This window comes from Paraburkholderia ginsengisoli NBRC 100965, assembly GCF_000739735.1.
GTDB classification, from domain to species: Bacteria; Pseudomonadota; Gammaproteobacteria; order Burkholderiales; family Burkholderiaceae; genus Paraburkholderia; species Paraburkholderia ginsengisoli.
In genome coordinates this window covers 811,670-829,033 of the sequence record NZ_BBJF01000005.1, presented here as the reverse complement: position 1 = coordinate 829,033, position 17,364 = coordinate 811,670, and the positions used below count along the sequence as shown (strand labels likewise).

At 63.6% G+C, this 17,364-nt stretch carries 10 protein-coding genes; 7 read left to right on the top strand and 3 right to left on the bottom strand.

From position 1 onward, the window contains the following. Positions 1-40 precede the first annotated feature (40 nt). From BGI01S_RS12910 to BGI01S_RS12900, 3 genes are read right to left on the bottom strand one after another with little or no spacing between them, the layout of a single operon-like run. Positions 41-691 carry an ABC transporter ATP-binding protein gene (locus BGI01S_RS12910; RefSeq protein ID WP_042325851.1) on the bottom strand — a complete coding sequence of 217 codons (651 nt, stop codon included), beginning with the start codon at positions 689-691 and terminating at the stop codon, positions 41-43. Beyond that, the gene (locus tag BGI01S_RS12905; protein WP_042325850.1) at positions 688-1,479 is read right to left on the bottom strand and encodes an ABC transporter permease; all 792 of its coding nucleotides are present in this window, start codon (positions 1,477-1,479) and stop codon (positions 688-690) included. The genes BGI01S_RS12910 and BGI01S_RS12905 overlap by 4 nt, the downstream gene beginning before the upstream one ends. A gap of 1 nt (position 1,480) precedes the next feature. Continuing rightward, on the bottom strand, positions 1,481-2,611 hold the full coding sequence (locus BGI01S_RS12900) for a hypothetical protein (protein ID WP_174447406.1): 1,131 nt from the start codon (positions 2,609-2,611) through the stop codon (positions 1,481-1,483). A gap of 489 nt (positions 2,612-3,100) precedes the next feature. Between BGI01S_RS12900 and BGI01S_RS12895 the strand changes: the two genes are divergently transcribed. The 7 genes from BGI01S_RS12895 to BGI01S_RS12865 are packed head-to-tail and all read left to right on the top strand — an operon-like array spanning position 3,101 to position 17,338. Beyond that, entirely contained in the window at positions 3,101-4,309 is a 1,209-nt protein-coding gene (locus BGI01S_RS12895; RefSeq protein WP_042325846.1) for a capsule biosynthesis protein, read from the top strand. Continuing rightward, positions 4,302-5,087 (top strand): SDR family NAD(P)-dependent oxidoreductase, encoded by a 786-nt coding sequence (locus BGI01S_RS12890; RefSeq protein WP_042325844.1) that lies wholly within the window; start codon positions 4,302-4,304, stop codon positions 5,085-5,087. The genes BGI01S_RS12895 and BGI01S_RS12890 overlap by 8 nt, the downstream gene beginning before the upstream one ends. Further along, positions 5,088-6,620 carry an LTA synthase family protein gene (locus BGI01S_RS12885; RefSeq protein WP_042325842.1) on the top strand — a complete coding sequence of 511 codons (1,533 nt, stop codon included), beginning with the start codon at positions 5,088-5,090 and terminating at the stop codon, positions 6,618-6,620. Next, entirely contained in the window at positions 6,620-14,335 is a 7,716-nt protein-coding gene (locus BGI01S_RS12880) for a type I polyketide synthase (RefSeq protein WP_042326029.1), read from the top strand. The genes BGI01S_RS12885 and BGI01S_RS12880 overlap by 1 nt, the downstream gene beginning before the upstream one ends. Beyond that, positions 14,335-15,249 (top strand): UDP-3-O-acyl N-acetylglycosamine deacetylase, encoded by a 915-nt coding sequence (locus BGI01S_RS12875; RefSeq protein ID WP_042325841.1) that lies wholly within the window; start codon positions 14,335-14,337, stop codon positions 15,247-15,249. Before BGI01S_RS12880 ends, BGI01S_RS12875 begins: the two co-directional genes overlap by 1 nt. 40 nt (positions 15,250-15,289) lie before the next feature. Further along, positions 15,290-16,627: an aminotransferase class I/II-fold pyridoxal phosphate-dependent enzyme gene (locus tag BGI01S_RS12870; protein WP_042325839.1), complete on the top strand. Its 1,338-nt coding sequence runs from the start codon at positions 15,290-15,292 to the stop codon at positions 16,625-16,627. Between the two features lie 27 nt (positions 16,628-16,654). Next, complete coding sequence (locus BGI01S_RS12865; protein ID WP_042325837.1) at positions 16,655-17,338, top strand: GNAT family N-acetyltransferase; 684 nt, start codon at positions 16,655-16,657, stop codon at positions 17,336-17,338. Positions 17,339-17,364 lie beyond the last annotated feature (26 nt).

The following is a 17,364-nucleotide window of genomic DNA, read 5'->3' as shown; positions in this document are numbered from 1 at the left end:
GAATTCGCACGAATGATTTGAATATGCGGGTAGCGTTGATTCACATCATTGCGTTGTATGCATGATATGCATCGTCGACATTTTCATAACTCGTCAGCTCACCGTTTGAGAGCACGGCGGCGCTATCGCAATGTTCGCGGATATAGCCGGGGTCGTGCGAAACAATGATCATGGCGCGGTCTTTTCGCTTGTCAAACAGTTCGTAATGGCACTTCTCGTGAAAGCGCTTGTCGCCGACCGCGACAATTTCGTCGATGAGGAAGCAGTCGAATTCGACCGCCATCGAGATCGCGAACGCAAGCCGCGCGCGCATCCCGGACGAGTACTTTTTTACTGGTTCCCGCAAATACGGTCCTAACTCGGAAAAGGCTTCGACAAACGGAATAGCGGGCGCGATCGGGGCGCCATAAATCCGGCATACGAAACGCAGATTGTCCAATCCTGTGAGACTGCCCTGGAATGCGCCACCGAAGGCGAGGGGCCACGAGATCGACATGCCACGGTGTACGTGTCCGCGTGTAGGTAGCTCTGCCCCGCTGATGAGGCGGATTAGTGTCGATTTTCCGGCACCGTTGCGCCCAAGCACGCCGACTTTCTGGCCTCGCCCAACTTTGAGGTTCAACGCTTTCAGAACCTCGCGTGGACCGCTGCGCGTTTGGTACGTTTTGTGGATGTTGGTGAGTGAGATCATTGCGGTTCAACTCGCTTCCCGGCTTCGCGTGCCAGGTAAAGACCTATGAGCACCAGCACAATGTCGACGCAGGCGAAATAGACCCAGTCATAGTGAAATTTGAGTGGCGGTCCGAAATACCCTTCCCGAAGCATTTCGACGCCGTTCACCATGGGCATGTAAGTCGCGAGATGCTGAAGCTTCTGGGGTAGCCAGTCAACCATGAAGGCTGCGCCTGAGAGCGGGAACGTCAGGTAGGTGATCGTGTGCCAAACGCGGTCAATGGTTTCTGAGCGCTCCGATAGCGAGCCTATCGTCAACCCGAGGCCGGTCGCGTATCCGATTAGCAGGAACCATCCTTCGAGGATTCGGAGTACATCGTGCGGTGGCTTCACCCATCCTACCGAAATGAATGCTGCGGCAAGAACGATGAACGAAATAGTCGCACCGGCGACTTCCAGAAGAATGCGTGCCGCAAATATGTCGATTACTCGAACATTGCGGTGATACAGAAGACTGAGGTTCGGTTCAACAGCGAGGTTGCAGCGATTGACTGGGTTACGCCAGACGAGAACGGACGAATAGCCGGTTAGTGCGAATGCCATAATAGGTACATTCGAGACGTGCTCGACCTTTACCAGAGACCACAGCAAAGTGATCCCAAGGGTGAAAAGCATCGGCTCGAAGAACAGCCACATGAATCCTATGTTGTGACGGCCATAGCGAGTCAGTATTTCGCGCATCAGCAGTGCGCCGATTACGCGACGCTGAATTTCGAAGGAGCGTCCCAGTGTAGTGCCGGTTTCCATTTCAGTCCCGGTGCTCCTTGACACCAGCAATAAGCAATGTCAGTACGCCCCAGCTAATCAGTCCGAGAATGAACGTTGCCAGAATGGAGCGCAATCGATGGGGCTCAAGCGCAGCATCCGGGCTGCTCGGCTGGACAATGCGTTCAAGATACAGCTGCTTGCGCTGAGCTTCCGCCCGCGCGAGTTCAAGCGCACCCAATGCGGATGTCAGTTGTTTTTGCGCAAATTGGGCGTCTAGCTGAAGTCTTTCATACGCAATTGCCTTCTCGGAAAGCGAGCCTTTATCGCCCGCGACTCCGTTGGTGGCGCTTTCGATCTGCTTTTCTATCGTAGCGATATTTGTCTTCAGCGCGCTTACCTGAGGGTTTGCCGGCGAAACCGACTGGATTTGCGCGAGTTGTGCCTGTGCGGCGAACAGCTGTGCCTGCAGGCCTGCTACCTGTTGGAGCTGCAACGCCGACTGCCTGTCCGGATCAAACACCGTATGGGTGTTCCGGTACTTTGCGAGTGCGGCGGCTGCGGTTTTCACTTTCTCCGCTGCCAGGTCGGCCTCGCGCTGCGCGAACTGAATAGAGTCCTCAGCAGCGCGCGCGTTCATCTTGTTCACCAGGCGTTCGCTCAGTTCGAGCAACCGCTCGTTGATCTGATGAGCGTCCCTGGCTGTGAATGCCCGCACTTTCAGCGTGGTGATGGACGATGTGGTTTCAAGTTCAGGATCAACAATCTCCTTCTGATAGTAGCGAAGGAGTGCCTCAAAGCTGTCGTCCGGGATCAATCCAGGGAAACGGCCAAACAGGTCGCCCCGCTCGCCAAATGATTTGCCAATGTAGTCATTGGCATTCAGTTCGGCCAGCGCATCACGTGACTGAATGTAGTCGATCACCGAATATGCGTCGTCGGACGCATGAGACAAACCGGTACCTTGCAGCAAAGCGCCGATCGCGCTTGTAGGAACTTGCCGTGCTGGACTGCGCACGACAAACCGCGACTCCGACACATAAACATCGGAAGCAATCAGGCCAAAGTAGGCGATGGCGATGGTGGTCGGTACAACAACTGTTAAAGCGAAGAGTCGGTTGATTTTTTTGAGACGTTCAACCACGCCTTTGCCGTTCCCCGAGGGTGGCAACATCGTATTGCTGTTAGATGCAGTGTCCAACGTCTTGTCCAAGCTTGAGGGTTCTTTTCAAATTCCTCCCGTTTCCGCCGACACGACGCATTAGGGGAGAGCGAAAACGGTCGCAAACCTTTCTGCCGAGGAGGTCGCAAACGATTTACATGGGGTAATGCGAGTACTTACGAAAAGAAATGCTGTAAGTTAAATAGATAGAACCCGTAGTCTATTTCTTACGAGGCAGTTGCAAGCTCGCACCCACGCAAAACACGATGGGCGGCTGATTATAGCTACCCGACGCGAACTGCGCCATCGATCGCATAGTGTTTCAAGATATTTATAGAATTTGGCACACATTCATCATTCTTCCGGTCCGTAATGTTGTATTCTTCGAGCCTGCCAAGAGTCACCCGCCACCCCACCAACTGTTATTAAGACCGGGTTTGCACAGGGAGGAGCCCGCCACTAGCGGTGTCCCGTCGGCAAGCATCGGCTAGACGTTCACATATGTACCGCTCCTTCCTCGCCTTGCAAGGCCCGGCTTCTCCTTTTTTTAGTCGGCTTGCCGCAGCTCTGCGCGAGCGCGGTCATGCGGTGCGTCGGGTTAATTTTTGCGGAGGCGATCTGGTCTACGGTGGAAGTGGCGGTGCATGGAATTTTTGCGGTCCCTCGAGCGAGTTATCGAGCTGGTACGCCAATCGCGTAAATATCGAGAACTTCACCGACGTAATAATGTTCGGTGACTGTCGTGAAATTCATTGCCATATGCATCAGGTCGCGCAGGCGAGCGGGCTGCGGCTGCACGTCTTTGAAGAAGGCTACGTTCGTCCGCATTGGCTGACACTGGAAAAACACGGGGTGAATGGCCGCTCCCAACTGCCACGCGATCCCGCCTGGTATATCGAGCAGCGTCGCTTTACGCCGCTCAGCCCGATGACGAATGCCACCGGCTACAACCTCTACGAACGCGCTTTTCACGATATTCGCTATCGCAGTGCCAATACGCTCTTTGCAACCCGGTTTCCTCATTACCGCAGTCATCGTCCGCGAAACGGCTTCTTTGAATACGCCGGTTTAGCCGCACGCGCATTGCGGCAAGGGCAGCGTCACCACGACTCCGATCAGGTCACTCGTGATTTGCTGGACGCCGGCCGCAAGTACTACATCTTTCCACTACAACTGAATTCAGATGCGCAGGTCGTCGTCCATTCGCCGTTCGGCAGCGTGTGCGAGGCGATCGACAGAGTCCTGAACTCTTTCGCACGCCATGCCCCCGTCGAGTCGTGGCTGGTTATCAAGAATCATCCGCTCGATACCGGACTCATTGACTACCGTCGCCACTCGGAGAGACTCGCGCGCGACCTGGGGATTGAAGACCGGTTGCGCTTTATCGATGGCGGTCATTTGCCGACTCTTCTTGATCACGCATGCGGCACCGTGGTTGTTAACAGCACGGTTGGTCTGTCGGCCTTGCATCATCGCTGCCCGGTGATTGCACTTGGTACGGCGATCTACAGCCTACCCGGTCTGACCTGGCAAGGCGCGCTCGACGATTTCTGGCTGCACGGTGAGCCACCGGATACGCACCTGTACCACTCCTTCCTTGACTACGTCATCCACCACACCCAGATCAACGGCGACTTCTACACGAAGACCGGCATCGCGATGGCGGTAGCCGGCGCGGTGCAACGTCTCGAAGCGGTGGCACATGCGTAACGCCGCGCCGCGCCCCATCGTCATCACCGGCGCGAGCGCCGGCCTCGGCCGCGCGCTCGCTTCGGCGTACGCGGCGCCGGGCGTCGCACTTGGCCTGATCGCGCGCGATGCGCAACGTCTCGAAGCCACCGCGCAAGCCTGCCGCGCCAAAGGCGCAACGGTGCAAACCGCCCTGATCGACGTGCGCGATGCACAAGCGATGCAAACCTGGCTACACCATTTCGACGACGCGCATCCCATCGATCTGCTAATCGCCAACGCGGGCGCAGCAAGCACACTCGCGTGCGCGACAGATTGGGAAGAACTGGAGCGCACGGCCGCGATCGTCGACACCAATTTCTACGGCGCGATGCACGCGGTACTGCCGGTGATCGCCCGCATGCGTGCGCGCAAACAAGGCCAGATCGCGCTAATCAGCTCGCTCGCCGCACTGCGCGGGATGGCAATCTCGCCGGCTTATTGCGCCAGCAAAGCGGCCATCAAAGCCTATGGCGATTCGGTGCGTCCGATCCTGTCGCGCGACGGCATCCGCATGTCGATCGTCTTGCCCGGCTTCGTCAAGACCGCAATGAGCGACGTATTCCCCGGCGACAAACCGTTCCTCTGGTCCGCTGACAAAGCCGCCCAACACATCCGACGCAAACTGGAAGCAGGGCGCGCGGAAATCGCCTTCCCCGGTTTGCTCGCATTCGGCATGCGTCTTCTGCCGTTGCTGCCCGCTGTGCTCGCCGATGCGATTCTCGGCGGCCTGTCCTATCTGCCGCGTGAGGAGCATTGAGTGAACGCGCCGCTCGCGCTCAGCTTCGTGGCCGCAGCCGGCCTCGCGCTTCTGCCTGAAGCGCTCGCGTTGCCGCGTGCGTCGTTGCGCCGTGCGCCGCTTGCTTTCGCGTTACACGTCAGCGCGATCGCGTTCATCTGTGCGTGCATGCTGCTGGTCACCGGGCGCGTGAGGTTCTCGGCCTTCGTCGCGATCGCGCTGGTGGCGCTGCTGGCCGGCGTGAGCAACGCCAAGTACGCGTCGCTGCGCGAGCCGTTCGTGTTCACCGATCTGAGTCTGTTCAGCCAGCTGTTTGCGCATCCGCGTCTGTATCTGCCGTTTCTCAGCGTGGGCACGGTGGCGGCGATCGTGCTCGGCGTCGTCGGGGTGGTCGCGGGCTTCATCGCCGACACGCCGCTCGCGCAAAGACCGGTCGGCGCGCTGCTCGCGCTTGCGGGCGCGTGCGTCGCCACGGCCTACCTGTGCGCCGCACATCTGCCGCTCACGCTGAATGCCGTCGACGATCAGAAACGACACGGCTTCTTCGCGGTGTTCGTCGCGTATCTGCTGAACGGGATGAAGCCGGCCACCTCGCGACAGCTACGCGACGTATTGGCCGCCGGTCCTTTCGCGAGCAGCGCGCCGCCATCGGCACCCGACGTGATCCTGATCCAGAGCGAGTCGTTCTTCGACGCGCGGCGTCTGACCGGCAAGATCGCCCCCACCGTGCTGAAACACTTCGACAGCGCGCGCCGCGAGTCGCTGCAGCACGGCGAGCTGACGGTGCCCGCATGGGGCGCGAATACGATGCGCACGGAGTTCGCGGTGCTGACCGGCGTCGATCCGGCGCGACTCGGTTACGCGCGCTTCTATCCGTACGCATTCATCCGTCAAACTTGCGCGTCGCTGGCTTCGTGGTTCAAGAACGGCGGTTATAGAACGCTCGCGATTCACCCATATTTCGCGGACTTTTTCGGCCGCGAGCGGGCCTTCAGGCACTTGCAGATCGACCGCTTCATCGACATCGCCGCCTTCGCCGACGCGCCGCGCGCCGGCCCCTATGTGTCGGACCTGGCGGTCGCGGACGCAATCATCGAAGCACTCGACGCGCCGCGCGACAAACCCGCGTTCATCTTCTCGATGACGATGGAGAACCACGGTCCGCTGCATCTCGAATCCGTGCAGGAAGGCGAGGGCGCCGCGTTCCACGCGCTCGGCGACGACCCGCGCTGGCACGACCTGACCGCTTACCTGCGCCACCTCGCCAATGCCGATGCGATGCTCGGCCGGCTGCTCGCGGCGTTGCGCGCGCGACGCCGCGACACAGTGCTGTGTTTCTACGGCGATCACGTGCCGGCGCTGCCGCACGTGTACGCGGCGCTCGGTTGCGAGCCGGAGCAAAGCGACTACTTCATCTGGCGCAACTACGGTGATGCGCCCGCGACTCGACAAGATTTGTGCGCCGAACGACTTGGCGTAGCCCTCGTTCAAGCTCTCGAGCCAGCTATGCCGCGCGGGACGCCCGCGCGCGCGCTGCACCCAACAACAGAATGATGACCAAACAGATTGCGATTGTGGGGATGGCGTGCCGCTTCCCCGGCAACGTAGAGAGCCCGGAGGATTTCTGGGCGCTGCTGCGCGATGAAAAAGACGCGGTAACCCAGGTGCCGGCAGATCGTTTCGGCACGGAGTTCTATCAGCATCCGTCCAAACGCGAAGCGGGCAAGAGCTACACGTTCTCCGCCGGCGTGCTCGACGACGTCGCCGGTTTCGACGCGGACTTCTTCGGCATTTCGCCGCGCGAAGCGCAGCAGATGGATCCGCAGCAGCGCCTGTTGCTCGAACTCGCCTGGGAAACCTTCGAGGACGCGGGCGTGCGTCCGCGCGACATGGAAGGCAGCAATTGCGCGGTGTATATCGGCGTCGCGAGTCCGGACTACGGCAATCGTTTCGTCGACGACCTGAACGCGGTCGATCCGTATTCGGCAACCGGCAACACGCTGAGCATCGCGTCGAACCGTCTGTCGTATCTGTTCGATCTGCGCGGGCCGAGCGTGTCGGTGGATACGGCCTGCTCGTCGTCGCTGGTCGCGTTGCATCAGGCGTGTCAGGCACTGCAGGCGGGTGATGCGGAGGTGGCGCTCGCTGGCGGCGTCAATCTGCTGTTGCATCCGTTCGGTTTCGTGACGTTCTCGAAGGCGTCGATGCTCTCGCCGCGCGGCCGTTGCCGTGCGTTCGACGCAAGCGGCGACGGTTATGTCCGCTCGGAAGGCGGCGCGCTGGTGATGCTCAAAACGCTGGAGCGCGCGCTGGCCGACGGCGACACGATTCACGCGGTGATCGCCGGTTCGGGCGTCAATTCGGACGGCTACTCGCAGGGCGGCATCAGCGTGCCGGGCGCGGCCACCCAGGCGGCGTTGCTGCGCACCGTGTACGATCGCGCGGGCGTCGATCCGCGCTCGCTCGCTTATCTGGAAGCGCACGGCACGGGCACGGCGGTCGGCGATCCGATCGAAGCGCGCGCGTTGATGCAAGTGGCGTCGGCGGGCAGGCCGGTCGACCGGCCGTTGCTGATCGGCTCGGTAAAGACCAACGTCGGCCACCTCGAAACCGCGTCCGGCATGGCGGGTTTGATGAAGGCGATCCTGTGCCTCAAGCATCGCGCGGTGCCGAAGACGCTGCACTTCGAAACGCCCAATCCGGCGATCGATTTCGTCGGCGGCCGGCTGCGCGTCGTGGATCGGCTGACCCCGCTCGACAACGGCCCGGACCCGCTCGTGATCGGCGTGAACTCGTTCGGCTTCGGCGGCACGAACGCGCACATCGTATTGCGCGAAGCGCTGGCGAACGTGGCCGCTACGGGCAGCCCTGCTGCGCTCACGCAGCAAGTGGAAAGCGCAACGGCGCCGCTGTCGCCGCTCATTCTGTCGACCCGCGCCGCCGCCGCGTTGCCGGAACTCGCGGCGCGCTATCTGTCCGCGCTCGACGGCGGCACGCCGTGGAATGCGCTGGCTGCCAACGCGGCGCATCGACGGCAGTGGCTCAAGCATCGCGCGATCGTCGCGGCGTCGACATTGCCCGAAGCACGCGCAGCACTCGGTGCGCTGACCGCGCCGACGCCGGATCAAACGGAACCGGCCCTCGTGCAAGGCGAGGCGCCCGGCGACGACACGCGTCTCGCGCTGGTGTTTTCTGGCAATGGCTCGCAGTGGGCCGGCATGGGCAAGCAGTTGCTCGAACAGGAGCCGGTATTCTGCGCCGCGCTCGACGAACTTGACGCGTTGTGGCGTGCCGACGGTAGTCCGTCCCTGGTCGATGTGCTGCGCGAAGGGGTGAGCGCCCGGTGTCTGGCGGCTACCGAGCATTCGCAGCCATTGCTGTTCGCGATCCAGGTCGGCGTGGTGCGCGTGCTCGAAGCACGCGGCGTTGGCTATGACGTATGTCTGGGCCACAGCGTCGGCGAAGTCGCGGCGGCGTGGGCATCGGGAGCGTTGACGCTGGTGCAGTCCGTGCACGTGATCAAGATCCGCAGCCGTGCTCAAGCGAGCACACGCGGCACTGGCCGGATGGCCGCCGCCGGTCTCGGCGAAGCCGCGATGCGCGTGCTGCTGGTGCAATTGGGCGTGGATGCGGCGGTGGAAATCGCTGGCGTGAACAGCCCGCAAGCGGTGACGCTGGCCGGTCCGTTCGGCGCATTGCAGACGATCGAAGCGGCGATGCAGGAGAGCGGCCGCTTCTTCCAGATGCTCGACCTCGACTATGCATTCCACAGCCGTCAGATGGATCCGATCGAGCCGGCCGTGCTGGCAGGCCTCGCGGATCTTGCACCGAACGCGGCGGTATGCAGTTTCGTGTCGACGGTTACCGGCGCCGAGATCGCCGGCACCGAACTCGACGCGCATTACTGGTGGCGCAATATTCGCGAGCCGGTTCGTTTCGGCGATGCGATCGCGCAGGTCGCGCAGATGGGCGTGCGGCTGTTCCTCGAAATCGGCCCGCATTCGATCTTGCGCACCTACGTGACGCAAACGCTCGACGATGCGCGCGTCACCGGCCGCTCGCTGCCGACGCTCAAGCGCAATCACGACAGCGCACACATGCTGGATCACGCGATCTACACAATGATCGCGAGCGGCGCGCGGGTCGACGCCGACTGCTTTGCACCGGCAAGCGCACGGGTGCCGCTGCCGTCCTATCCGTGGCAGCACCAACGTCACTGGCTCGGTCCGACACCGGAGGCGTACAACCTCGTCTATCGACGCCGCGAACATCCGCTGCTCGGCTATCGTCTGCGCGAACATGCGCTCGCGTGGGAAAATCAGCTCGATCCCGCTGGCTTGCCGTTGCTGGCCGATCACGTGGTGGACGGCGGCGTCGCGTTCCCTGGGGCGGGTTATGTCGAGATGGCGCTGGCTGCCGCGCGCGTGCATTTCGGCACGGCGAGCTGCGCGGTCGAGAACCTCGAAATCCGTTTGCCGGTCGTGTTCCAAGCGCAGCATTCGAAGCTGTTCCGTTTCACCGTCGACGTGCGCACTGCGAGTTTCATGATCGAAACGCGCGACCGCATGTCCGACGAAGCCTGGTCGCTGAACGTCACCGGCCGTTTGCTCGAGAGTGGTTGCGCGCTGGGCACCGATGCCGAAGCGGCAATGCTGCCGCCCACGACGCTGATCGATTTCCTCGCCCAACCCGCCATGTCGGGCGACACGCTGTATCAGAATACCGCCGCGATCGGTCTGAGCTACGGGCCCGCGTTCCGATGGGTACGCTCGGTGCACGTCGATGCCGAGGCGGACCTCGCGCTCGCTGAAGTAGAGATGCCCGCAGTGGTCGCGCAATCCGCAACGGCTCAGGATGCGTATACATTGCACCCGGCGTTGATGGATAGTGGTTTCCATCCGCTGTTCGCGTTGCTCGCGTCGCCAGATCAGGCGGAGATCGAACATGCGGCGTATGTGCCGGTTCAACTTGGCCGCATCGACTATTTGCGCGGCGACGCGATCCGCTACGTAATGGCGAGGATCGAGCGGCGCAGTCCGCACTCGGTGGTCGCGTCGTTCGAGTTTGCCGATGCGCAAGGCGCGATTGTCGCGCGGCTCGGCGCCTGCCGCTTCCGCCGCGTCGATCTGATGGGCCGGCGCCAGCAGGCGCCCGGACGTTACGCGTATATCGTCGAAGCGAAACCGCTCGCCGGCGATATCGACGCGCGCACGTTGCCCGACCCCGTTGCATTGCTCGACGAGGCCACTGCTGCATTGGCCGCCCATGAAGATCAGCCGCGCCGGCAGTCGCATCTGACCGAGATGCTGCCGCTTCTGGACGTGCTCGCCGGCGCGTACGCATTGCAGGCGCTCGACGCGCTGGACGTTTTCGCGCAAGCGTCGCTGCCGGACTGCGCGCATCCGGCGCTGCTCGCGCGGCTCGCGCAGATCGTCGTCGAAGACGGTCTCGCGCGTCGCGATGGCGCGCGTCTCGTGCGCGATGCCGAAGCGTGCGCGAGCTTGCCGGGCATCGATGAATTGTGGCGCGAACTACTCGCGCAATCGCCCGCGCACGTCGCCGAACTGACGTTGCTCGCGCATTGCGGCGCGGCTTTGCCCGCTGTGCTTCGTGGTGACGTGAGCGGCGCGCAGATCCTGCCGTCATCGCGCAGCAGTCTGATCGAGCATTTCTTCGAGGCGTCGCCGACGTGGGCACACGTCAACGCGCTGACCGGTGCGTGCCTGCATCGCGCGATCGAAGGGTGGAGCGAGCCGCGCCGTTTGCGTGTGCTCGAACTGGATTCGCCGATGAGCGACGTTCTGCAACCGCTCGCGATTCATGTGCCGGTGTCGCGCTGCGACTACACGATCGCGGGTACGCGTGAGCAGTTGAGCGGTTTCGACGCGAGCGAGCATCCGTTGATTCATATCGCCACCGTCGAGTTCGGCGAGACGCCGCGCCTGTCCGGCATTGAGGAAGGCGAACGCTACGACGTCGTGGTCGCGAGTCACGTGCTCGCCGCGCAGAGCGAGCCGCGCGCGTTGCTTGCCGCGCTGCGCGACTGGCTGACGCCGGGCGCGCTGGTCGTGATCGCGGAGCCGCGCAATAGCCGCTTCGCCGATCTCGTGTTCGATCTCGACGCGGACGCCGCCTACGCCAATGCGCGCCGCGCGGCATGGCTGTCGCCACAAGCGCTGACGAGGCACCTCGAAGAGGCTGGCTTCGAACAGATCGCGCGGCGCACGGAGCAGGGACTGGATCTCGAAGGCGCACCGACGCTGGTGGTCGCGCGCGAGCCGCTCGCGAATGCAGCGGCGACCGCGGAGGTGAGCGCGGAAATGCCCCATATGGTGGACGTGACCGAAGCAGCTGATGCGTCCAGGGCGGTAAGCGCAGCGCGAACGCCGCCGTCGCATTGGTCGTTGCTCTTCGCCACGCAGACCACGCCCGACGATACGCTCGCCGCTGCATTGCAGGCCGCCGGCCACACGACGTCGAACAGCACGCTGCATGCGTTGCATCACGACATGAGCAAGCTGGTCGCACCGGCCGGGCGGGCGCATCACGTGGTCTTCATCGCGCCGGACCCGCACCTGGACGCCGACGCGGACGGCGCCGCAGTCATGCACGCGCAGCAGCAGACCACGCTCGCACTTGCGCAGCTCGTGCGCGATCTGGCGGCAGTGGCCGGCGTGATGCAGCCACAACTGTGGATCGTTACGCACGGCGGCGCGCCGGTCGCGACGCCGTTCGCCCAGGCCGCTTCGCTGCATCCTGAGCAGGCCGCGATGTGGGGCCTCGGCCGCGTGCTGGCCAACGAACATCCGGAACTGTCGTGCCGTCTGATCGACGTATCGGCGACGGGGCGTGACGCGGCGGTCCTGCTCGCTCGCGAACTGCTCGGGTCCGATGGCGAGGAAGAAGTGCTGTTGACGCCGCACGGTCGCTATGTGCCTCGCATGTTGTCCGCGGCGAGCGCGGCTCTGCGGTGCACGGCGGCTGCGCCGGTGCGCGCGCAGAACGAAGCCGCGGTGCTCGGTTTCGCATCGCCGGGTTCGCTGCGCAACCTGGAATGGTTCGCACTGCCGCAACGCGACCTCGCTGCGGACGAAGTCGAAATCGAACCGGTCGCCACCGGTCTGAATTTCCGCGACGTGATGTATGCGATGGGCCTGCTGTCCGATGAAGCCGTGGAGAACGGCTTTGCAGGCGCAACGATCGGCATGGAGCTGTCCGGACGGATCGCGCGCGTCGGATGCGACGTGCACCGTTTTGTACCAGGCGATGCGGTGCTGGGTTTCGCGCCCGCGTCGTTCGCGAGCCACGTGCGCACAAAGGCGGAGGCCATCGCGCACAAACCCGCGCGGCTCACGTTCGAAGAAGCGGCCACCGTGCCGACCACTTTCTTCACCGCGTACTACGCGCTGTGCGAGCTGGCCCGCCTGCGGCGCGGCGAGCGCGTGCTGGTGCATGGCGCGGCCGGTGGCGTGGGCATCGCGGCGATTCAGCTTGCGCGGCACCTCGGCGCGGAAGTGTTCGCGACCGCGGGCAGCCGCGAGAAGCGCGAGTTCGTGCGCCTGCTCGGCGCGGATCACGTGTTCGACTCGCGCAGCCTCGCATTCGCCGATGAAATCCGCGAGCGCACTCAGGGCGCCGGCGTCGATATCGTGCTTAATTCGCTGGCAGGTGAAGCGATGGTGCGCAGTATCGATACGTTGCGTCCGTTTGGCCGTTTTCTCGAACTCGGCAAGCGCGATTTCTATGAAAACAGCCGCATCGGGCTGCGGCCGTTCCGCAACAACATCAGCTACTTCGGCATCGATGCGGACCAATTGATGAGCGCGCTGCCGGAGCTGACCGCGCGTCTGTTCGAACAGGTGATGCAGCTTTTCGCCGACGGTGTGCTGCATCCGCTACCGTATCGCGCGTTTCCGGCTGAGCGGGTCGAAGAAGCGTTCCGCCACATGCAGCAGGCGCGGCAGATCGGCAAGATCCTCGTGACATATCCGGACGGCACGCCGAGCGCGGCGCGTCCCACTGGTGTCGGCAACATGCTGCAACTCGATCCGGCCGCGGTATATCTGATCGTCGGCGGCACGGGCGGGCTCGGCTTTGCCACCGCGCGCTGGATGATGTCGCGCGGCGCCCGGAATTTGACGCTCGTGAGCCGTTCCGGCACGCTTGCGCCGGAGTTCGCACACGAAGCCGCGCAATGGCACGAAGCGAACGGCACGCAGGTGCATACGGCCGCTTGCGACATCACCGACGCCGCCGCGCTCGACGCGCTACTCGCCGCGATCGCGCAACGCGGCGCGCCGCTTAAGGGCGTACTGCATTCGGCGATGGTGATCGACGACGGCCTCGTGCGCAATCTCGACGACGAACGCTTTGCCGCTGTGCTCGCGCCGAAACTGGCCGGCGCGTGGAATCTGCACCAGGCCACCCGAGGCTCGAAGCTGGACTTCTTCGTGGTCTATTCATCCGCGACGACCTTCCTCGGCAATCCAGGGCAGTCGAGCTACGTGGCGGCCAACTGTTTCCTCGAAGCGCTGATCGCCCAACGGCGCGCCGCAGGACTGCCGGGCACGTACATGGCATGGGGGCCGCTCGACGACGTCGGCTTCCTCGCGCGCAATGCCGAAACGCGCAAAGCGTTGCAGGCACGCATCGGCGGTCTGTCGATCACGTCGGCCGAGGCGCTTGCCGCGCTCGAACGCGCGCTCGTCGACATGAGCGCGGGCGAGGCGGTGGTTCGGCTCGACTGGCAGGAGCTGTCGCTCGGGATGCCTGCGGCGCGTGCGCGCCGTTACACCGAGTTGCACGCGCGCGGCAGTCACGAACCGGCGCGCCAGGGCAGCGTGCAGATGCGCGAGCAGATTGCCGGGCTGCCGTTCGCGGACGCGCTGCATCTCGTCGAAGAAACGTTGCAGGCGCAGATTGCCCGCATCCTGCACATGTCACCGGAAAAAATCGAAACCAGCCGCTCGATCCTCGACATGGGCATGGACTCGTTGATGGGGATGGAGCTCGGGATGGCCGTCGAAGAGAGTTTCCAGGTCAAGCTGTCGATCATGACGATGGCCGAAGGCGCGACGGTGCATTCGCTCGCGCAGCGGATCGTCGAATCGATCCAGACGCAGGACGAGGCGGCTGAGCCGAATGGCATGGCGGCGCAGGTGGCCGCGGTCGCCGCGCAACATGCGCTCGATGTCGGTATGCACGCGCTGGCGGATGTGGCCGATGCGTTGTCGGCAGGGGCGCAGCCGGTTTCAACGGAGTTCGCCTGATGCGCGCGCCCGCGGGCTGGAATCCTCGCGAAGGCACGCTTGCGCGGACGTTAACGCTGAGTGGTCACGGCCTGCATACAGGCCGGCGCGTGAACGTGCGGATTCTTCCGGGCGCCGCGAATAGTCCGCGCGGCATCGTGTTCCGGCGGGTGCAGAATGGCCGCGTGCTCGCCGAACTGGCCGTGAGTCCCGCGCTGCGGCGCGGCCAGCCGCTATGCACAATGCTCGAAGCCGAGGGTGGTGTGCGTGTGCGTACGGTCGAACATTTGCTGGCGTCGTTGCTGACTTGCGAAATCGATCGCGCGACGGTCGAGCTCGATGCAGAGGAAGTGCCGATTCTCGACGGCAGTGCTCAGCCGTGGATCGACGCGATCCGCGCATGCGGACGGATCGAGTTGCCGCATGCCAAGCGTTTCATTCGCGTGCTACGTCCCGTGCAGATCGCTGACGGCGCAGGCACACGCGATGAACGCAGCATTTTGATCGAGCCGTCCTCCTCATATGAAATGGACGTGCGCAACGACCTTAAAGGCTTTGGCGATTTGCGCTGGGACGGCGCGCTAACGCCCGCCAGTTTCGCTGACGAGATTGCGCCGTCGCGTTCCTATGGACGCGTCAAATGGGCGATCCCCGCGATCCTCGCGGGCTATGTGCGTGGCATGCCGATTCTGCGCGGCGCACGTCTGTCGTGCACCGCCGCGATCGTCGGTAACCGGGTGCTGGGCGGCATGCGCGTCCCCGACGAATTCGTGCGGCACCGTGTGCTCGACCTGGTCGGCGACATGGCGATGGCCGGCGCGCCATTGCTAGGGCGCGTGAGCGCCTTGCGGCCAAGTCACGAAATGAACTACCGGCTCATCGCCAAACTGCTCGAGACGCGCGACGCGTGGGAATGGGCGGAATTTCCGGGCTGACCGTAGAGGTCGGTCGGGCACACAGGATTATCGGAACACTATGGGATTGGGCGATCACTTCCGCCAGCAACTCGCCGCGAAGGCGTTGATGCGGCAATTGGACCGCGTCTCCGAAGAGACGCAAACGCCGGGCGCGCCGCTCGCGGCGAACGGCGCACGCGCGGCTCAGGACGCCGAGCGCGCCGCGCTGTGCAGCTTCGAGACGATGCCGGGTTATCAGCAGGTCGAAATCCTGCGGCAGATGGGCGAGACGCTGCAGGTGCAGTCGCCGTTCTTTCGCGTGCACGAAGGGATTGCCGGGGCGACGACGCGCATCGGCGGCGCCGAGTATCTGAACTATGCGAACTACAACTACCTGGGACTGGCGGGCGATCCGCAGGTCAGCGCGCGTTCGAAAGAAGCGATCGACCGCTACGGCACGTCGGCGTCGGCGAGCCGGATGGTGGCGGGCGAACGGCCCGTGCAACGCGAGCTGGAAACGGCTCTCGCGTCGTTCTACGAGGTCGACGATTGCGTCGTGCTCGTGAGCGGCCACGCGACGAATGTGACGGTGATCGGCTCGCTGTTCGGTCCCGGCGATCTGATCGTGCATGATTCGCTCGCGCACAACAGCATCGTGCAAGGCGCGCAACTGAGCGGCGCGAAGCGCCTCAGCTTCGCGCACAACGACTGGCAGGCCCTCGACGCGCTGCTTGCGCGCGTCCGGCACGACTACCGGCGTGTGCTGATAGCGATCGAGGGCCTGTACAGCATGGATGGCGACATTCCCGATCTCGCGCAGTTCGTCGACATCAAGCGCCGCCATGCGGCATTTTTGATGGTCGACGAGGCGCATTCGCTTGGCGTGCTGGGCGAGCGGGGCAAGGGCGTGCGTGAGCATTGCGGCGTCGCGAGCGGCGACGTCGATATCTGGATGGGCACGCTCAGCAAGACGTTGGCTGGATGCGGCGGGTTTATCGCCGGCTCGCAGACGTTGGTCGACATTCTGCGTCATCTCGCGCCGGGCTTTCTGTATAGCGTCGGGCTCGCGCCGGCGCTGGCAGCGGCGTCGCTGGCCGCGCTGCAGCGCCTGATCGCCGAGCCAGAACGGGTGGCGCTGCTGCGTGCGCGCGGCAAGCAGTTTCTCGACGAAGCGCGCGCTGCGGGCCTTGATACCGGCAAGAGCGCGGGTTATGCGGTCGTGCCGATCATCACCGGCAGCACGCTGAAGGCGGCGCAATGGGCCAACGCGATGTTCGCCGATGGCATCAACGTGCAGCCGATTTTCTATCCGGCAGTTGAAGAGAAAGCTGCACGCCTGCGCTTTTTCATCTGCTCGACCCACGAACCCGAACAGATCAGCCGGACTGTTGCGGCACTCGGGCGCCTGCGTCGCTAACGACAAAATAAAGAAGAGCATCCTGCCATGTACGCCGATCAACCTGCACACGCCGAGACGTTTTACCCTGACCACCAACCCGGCGCGTTGCGCTTCCGTCCCGCGAGAGCGGAAGACGCAGAGGCTTGCGCGCCGCTGATCTTCGCATCGGGCGTGCGGGAGTTCGGCTTCTTTCTCGGCGAACCGGCCGAAGCGTGCATCGCGTTTCTGGCGTTCGCGTTCACGTCGAAATTCGGGCGCTTCTCGTACCGACGACATCGCGTTGCCGTGACCGGCGACCAGCAGGTGGCGGCGGTGCTCGCCGTACATGATGGCCGTGGCACATGGTTCGACGATCTGCATGTCGCGCTGATGCTGCTGATGTTTTTCAGTGTGGGCCGCACGGTTCGCATGCTGTTGCGCGGGCTCGTGCTGGAGAGCGAATTGCCGGCGCCCAAGTTGACGCAAACGCTGATCGCGCATTGCGCGACGCTCGAGACGATGCGGGGCACCGGGGTGTTTAGCGCGCTGTTCGGCAACTTTTTGCGCGTGGGCTCGATGGGTAGCGGCGGCGGGCGGCAGATCGTGCTGGACGTGCTGGTGAGCAACACGCGCGCATACGATCTGTATCGACGCCTGGGGTTTGTCGAATTGCCGCGACGTGCGCCGGTTTCGTCGCGTTTGCCGCGCGAACTCGAATCGGTGCGGATGGAGTTTCTGGGCCGGGCGTGAGGGCGGCTGTCGGCATCCCGGTGCAC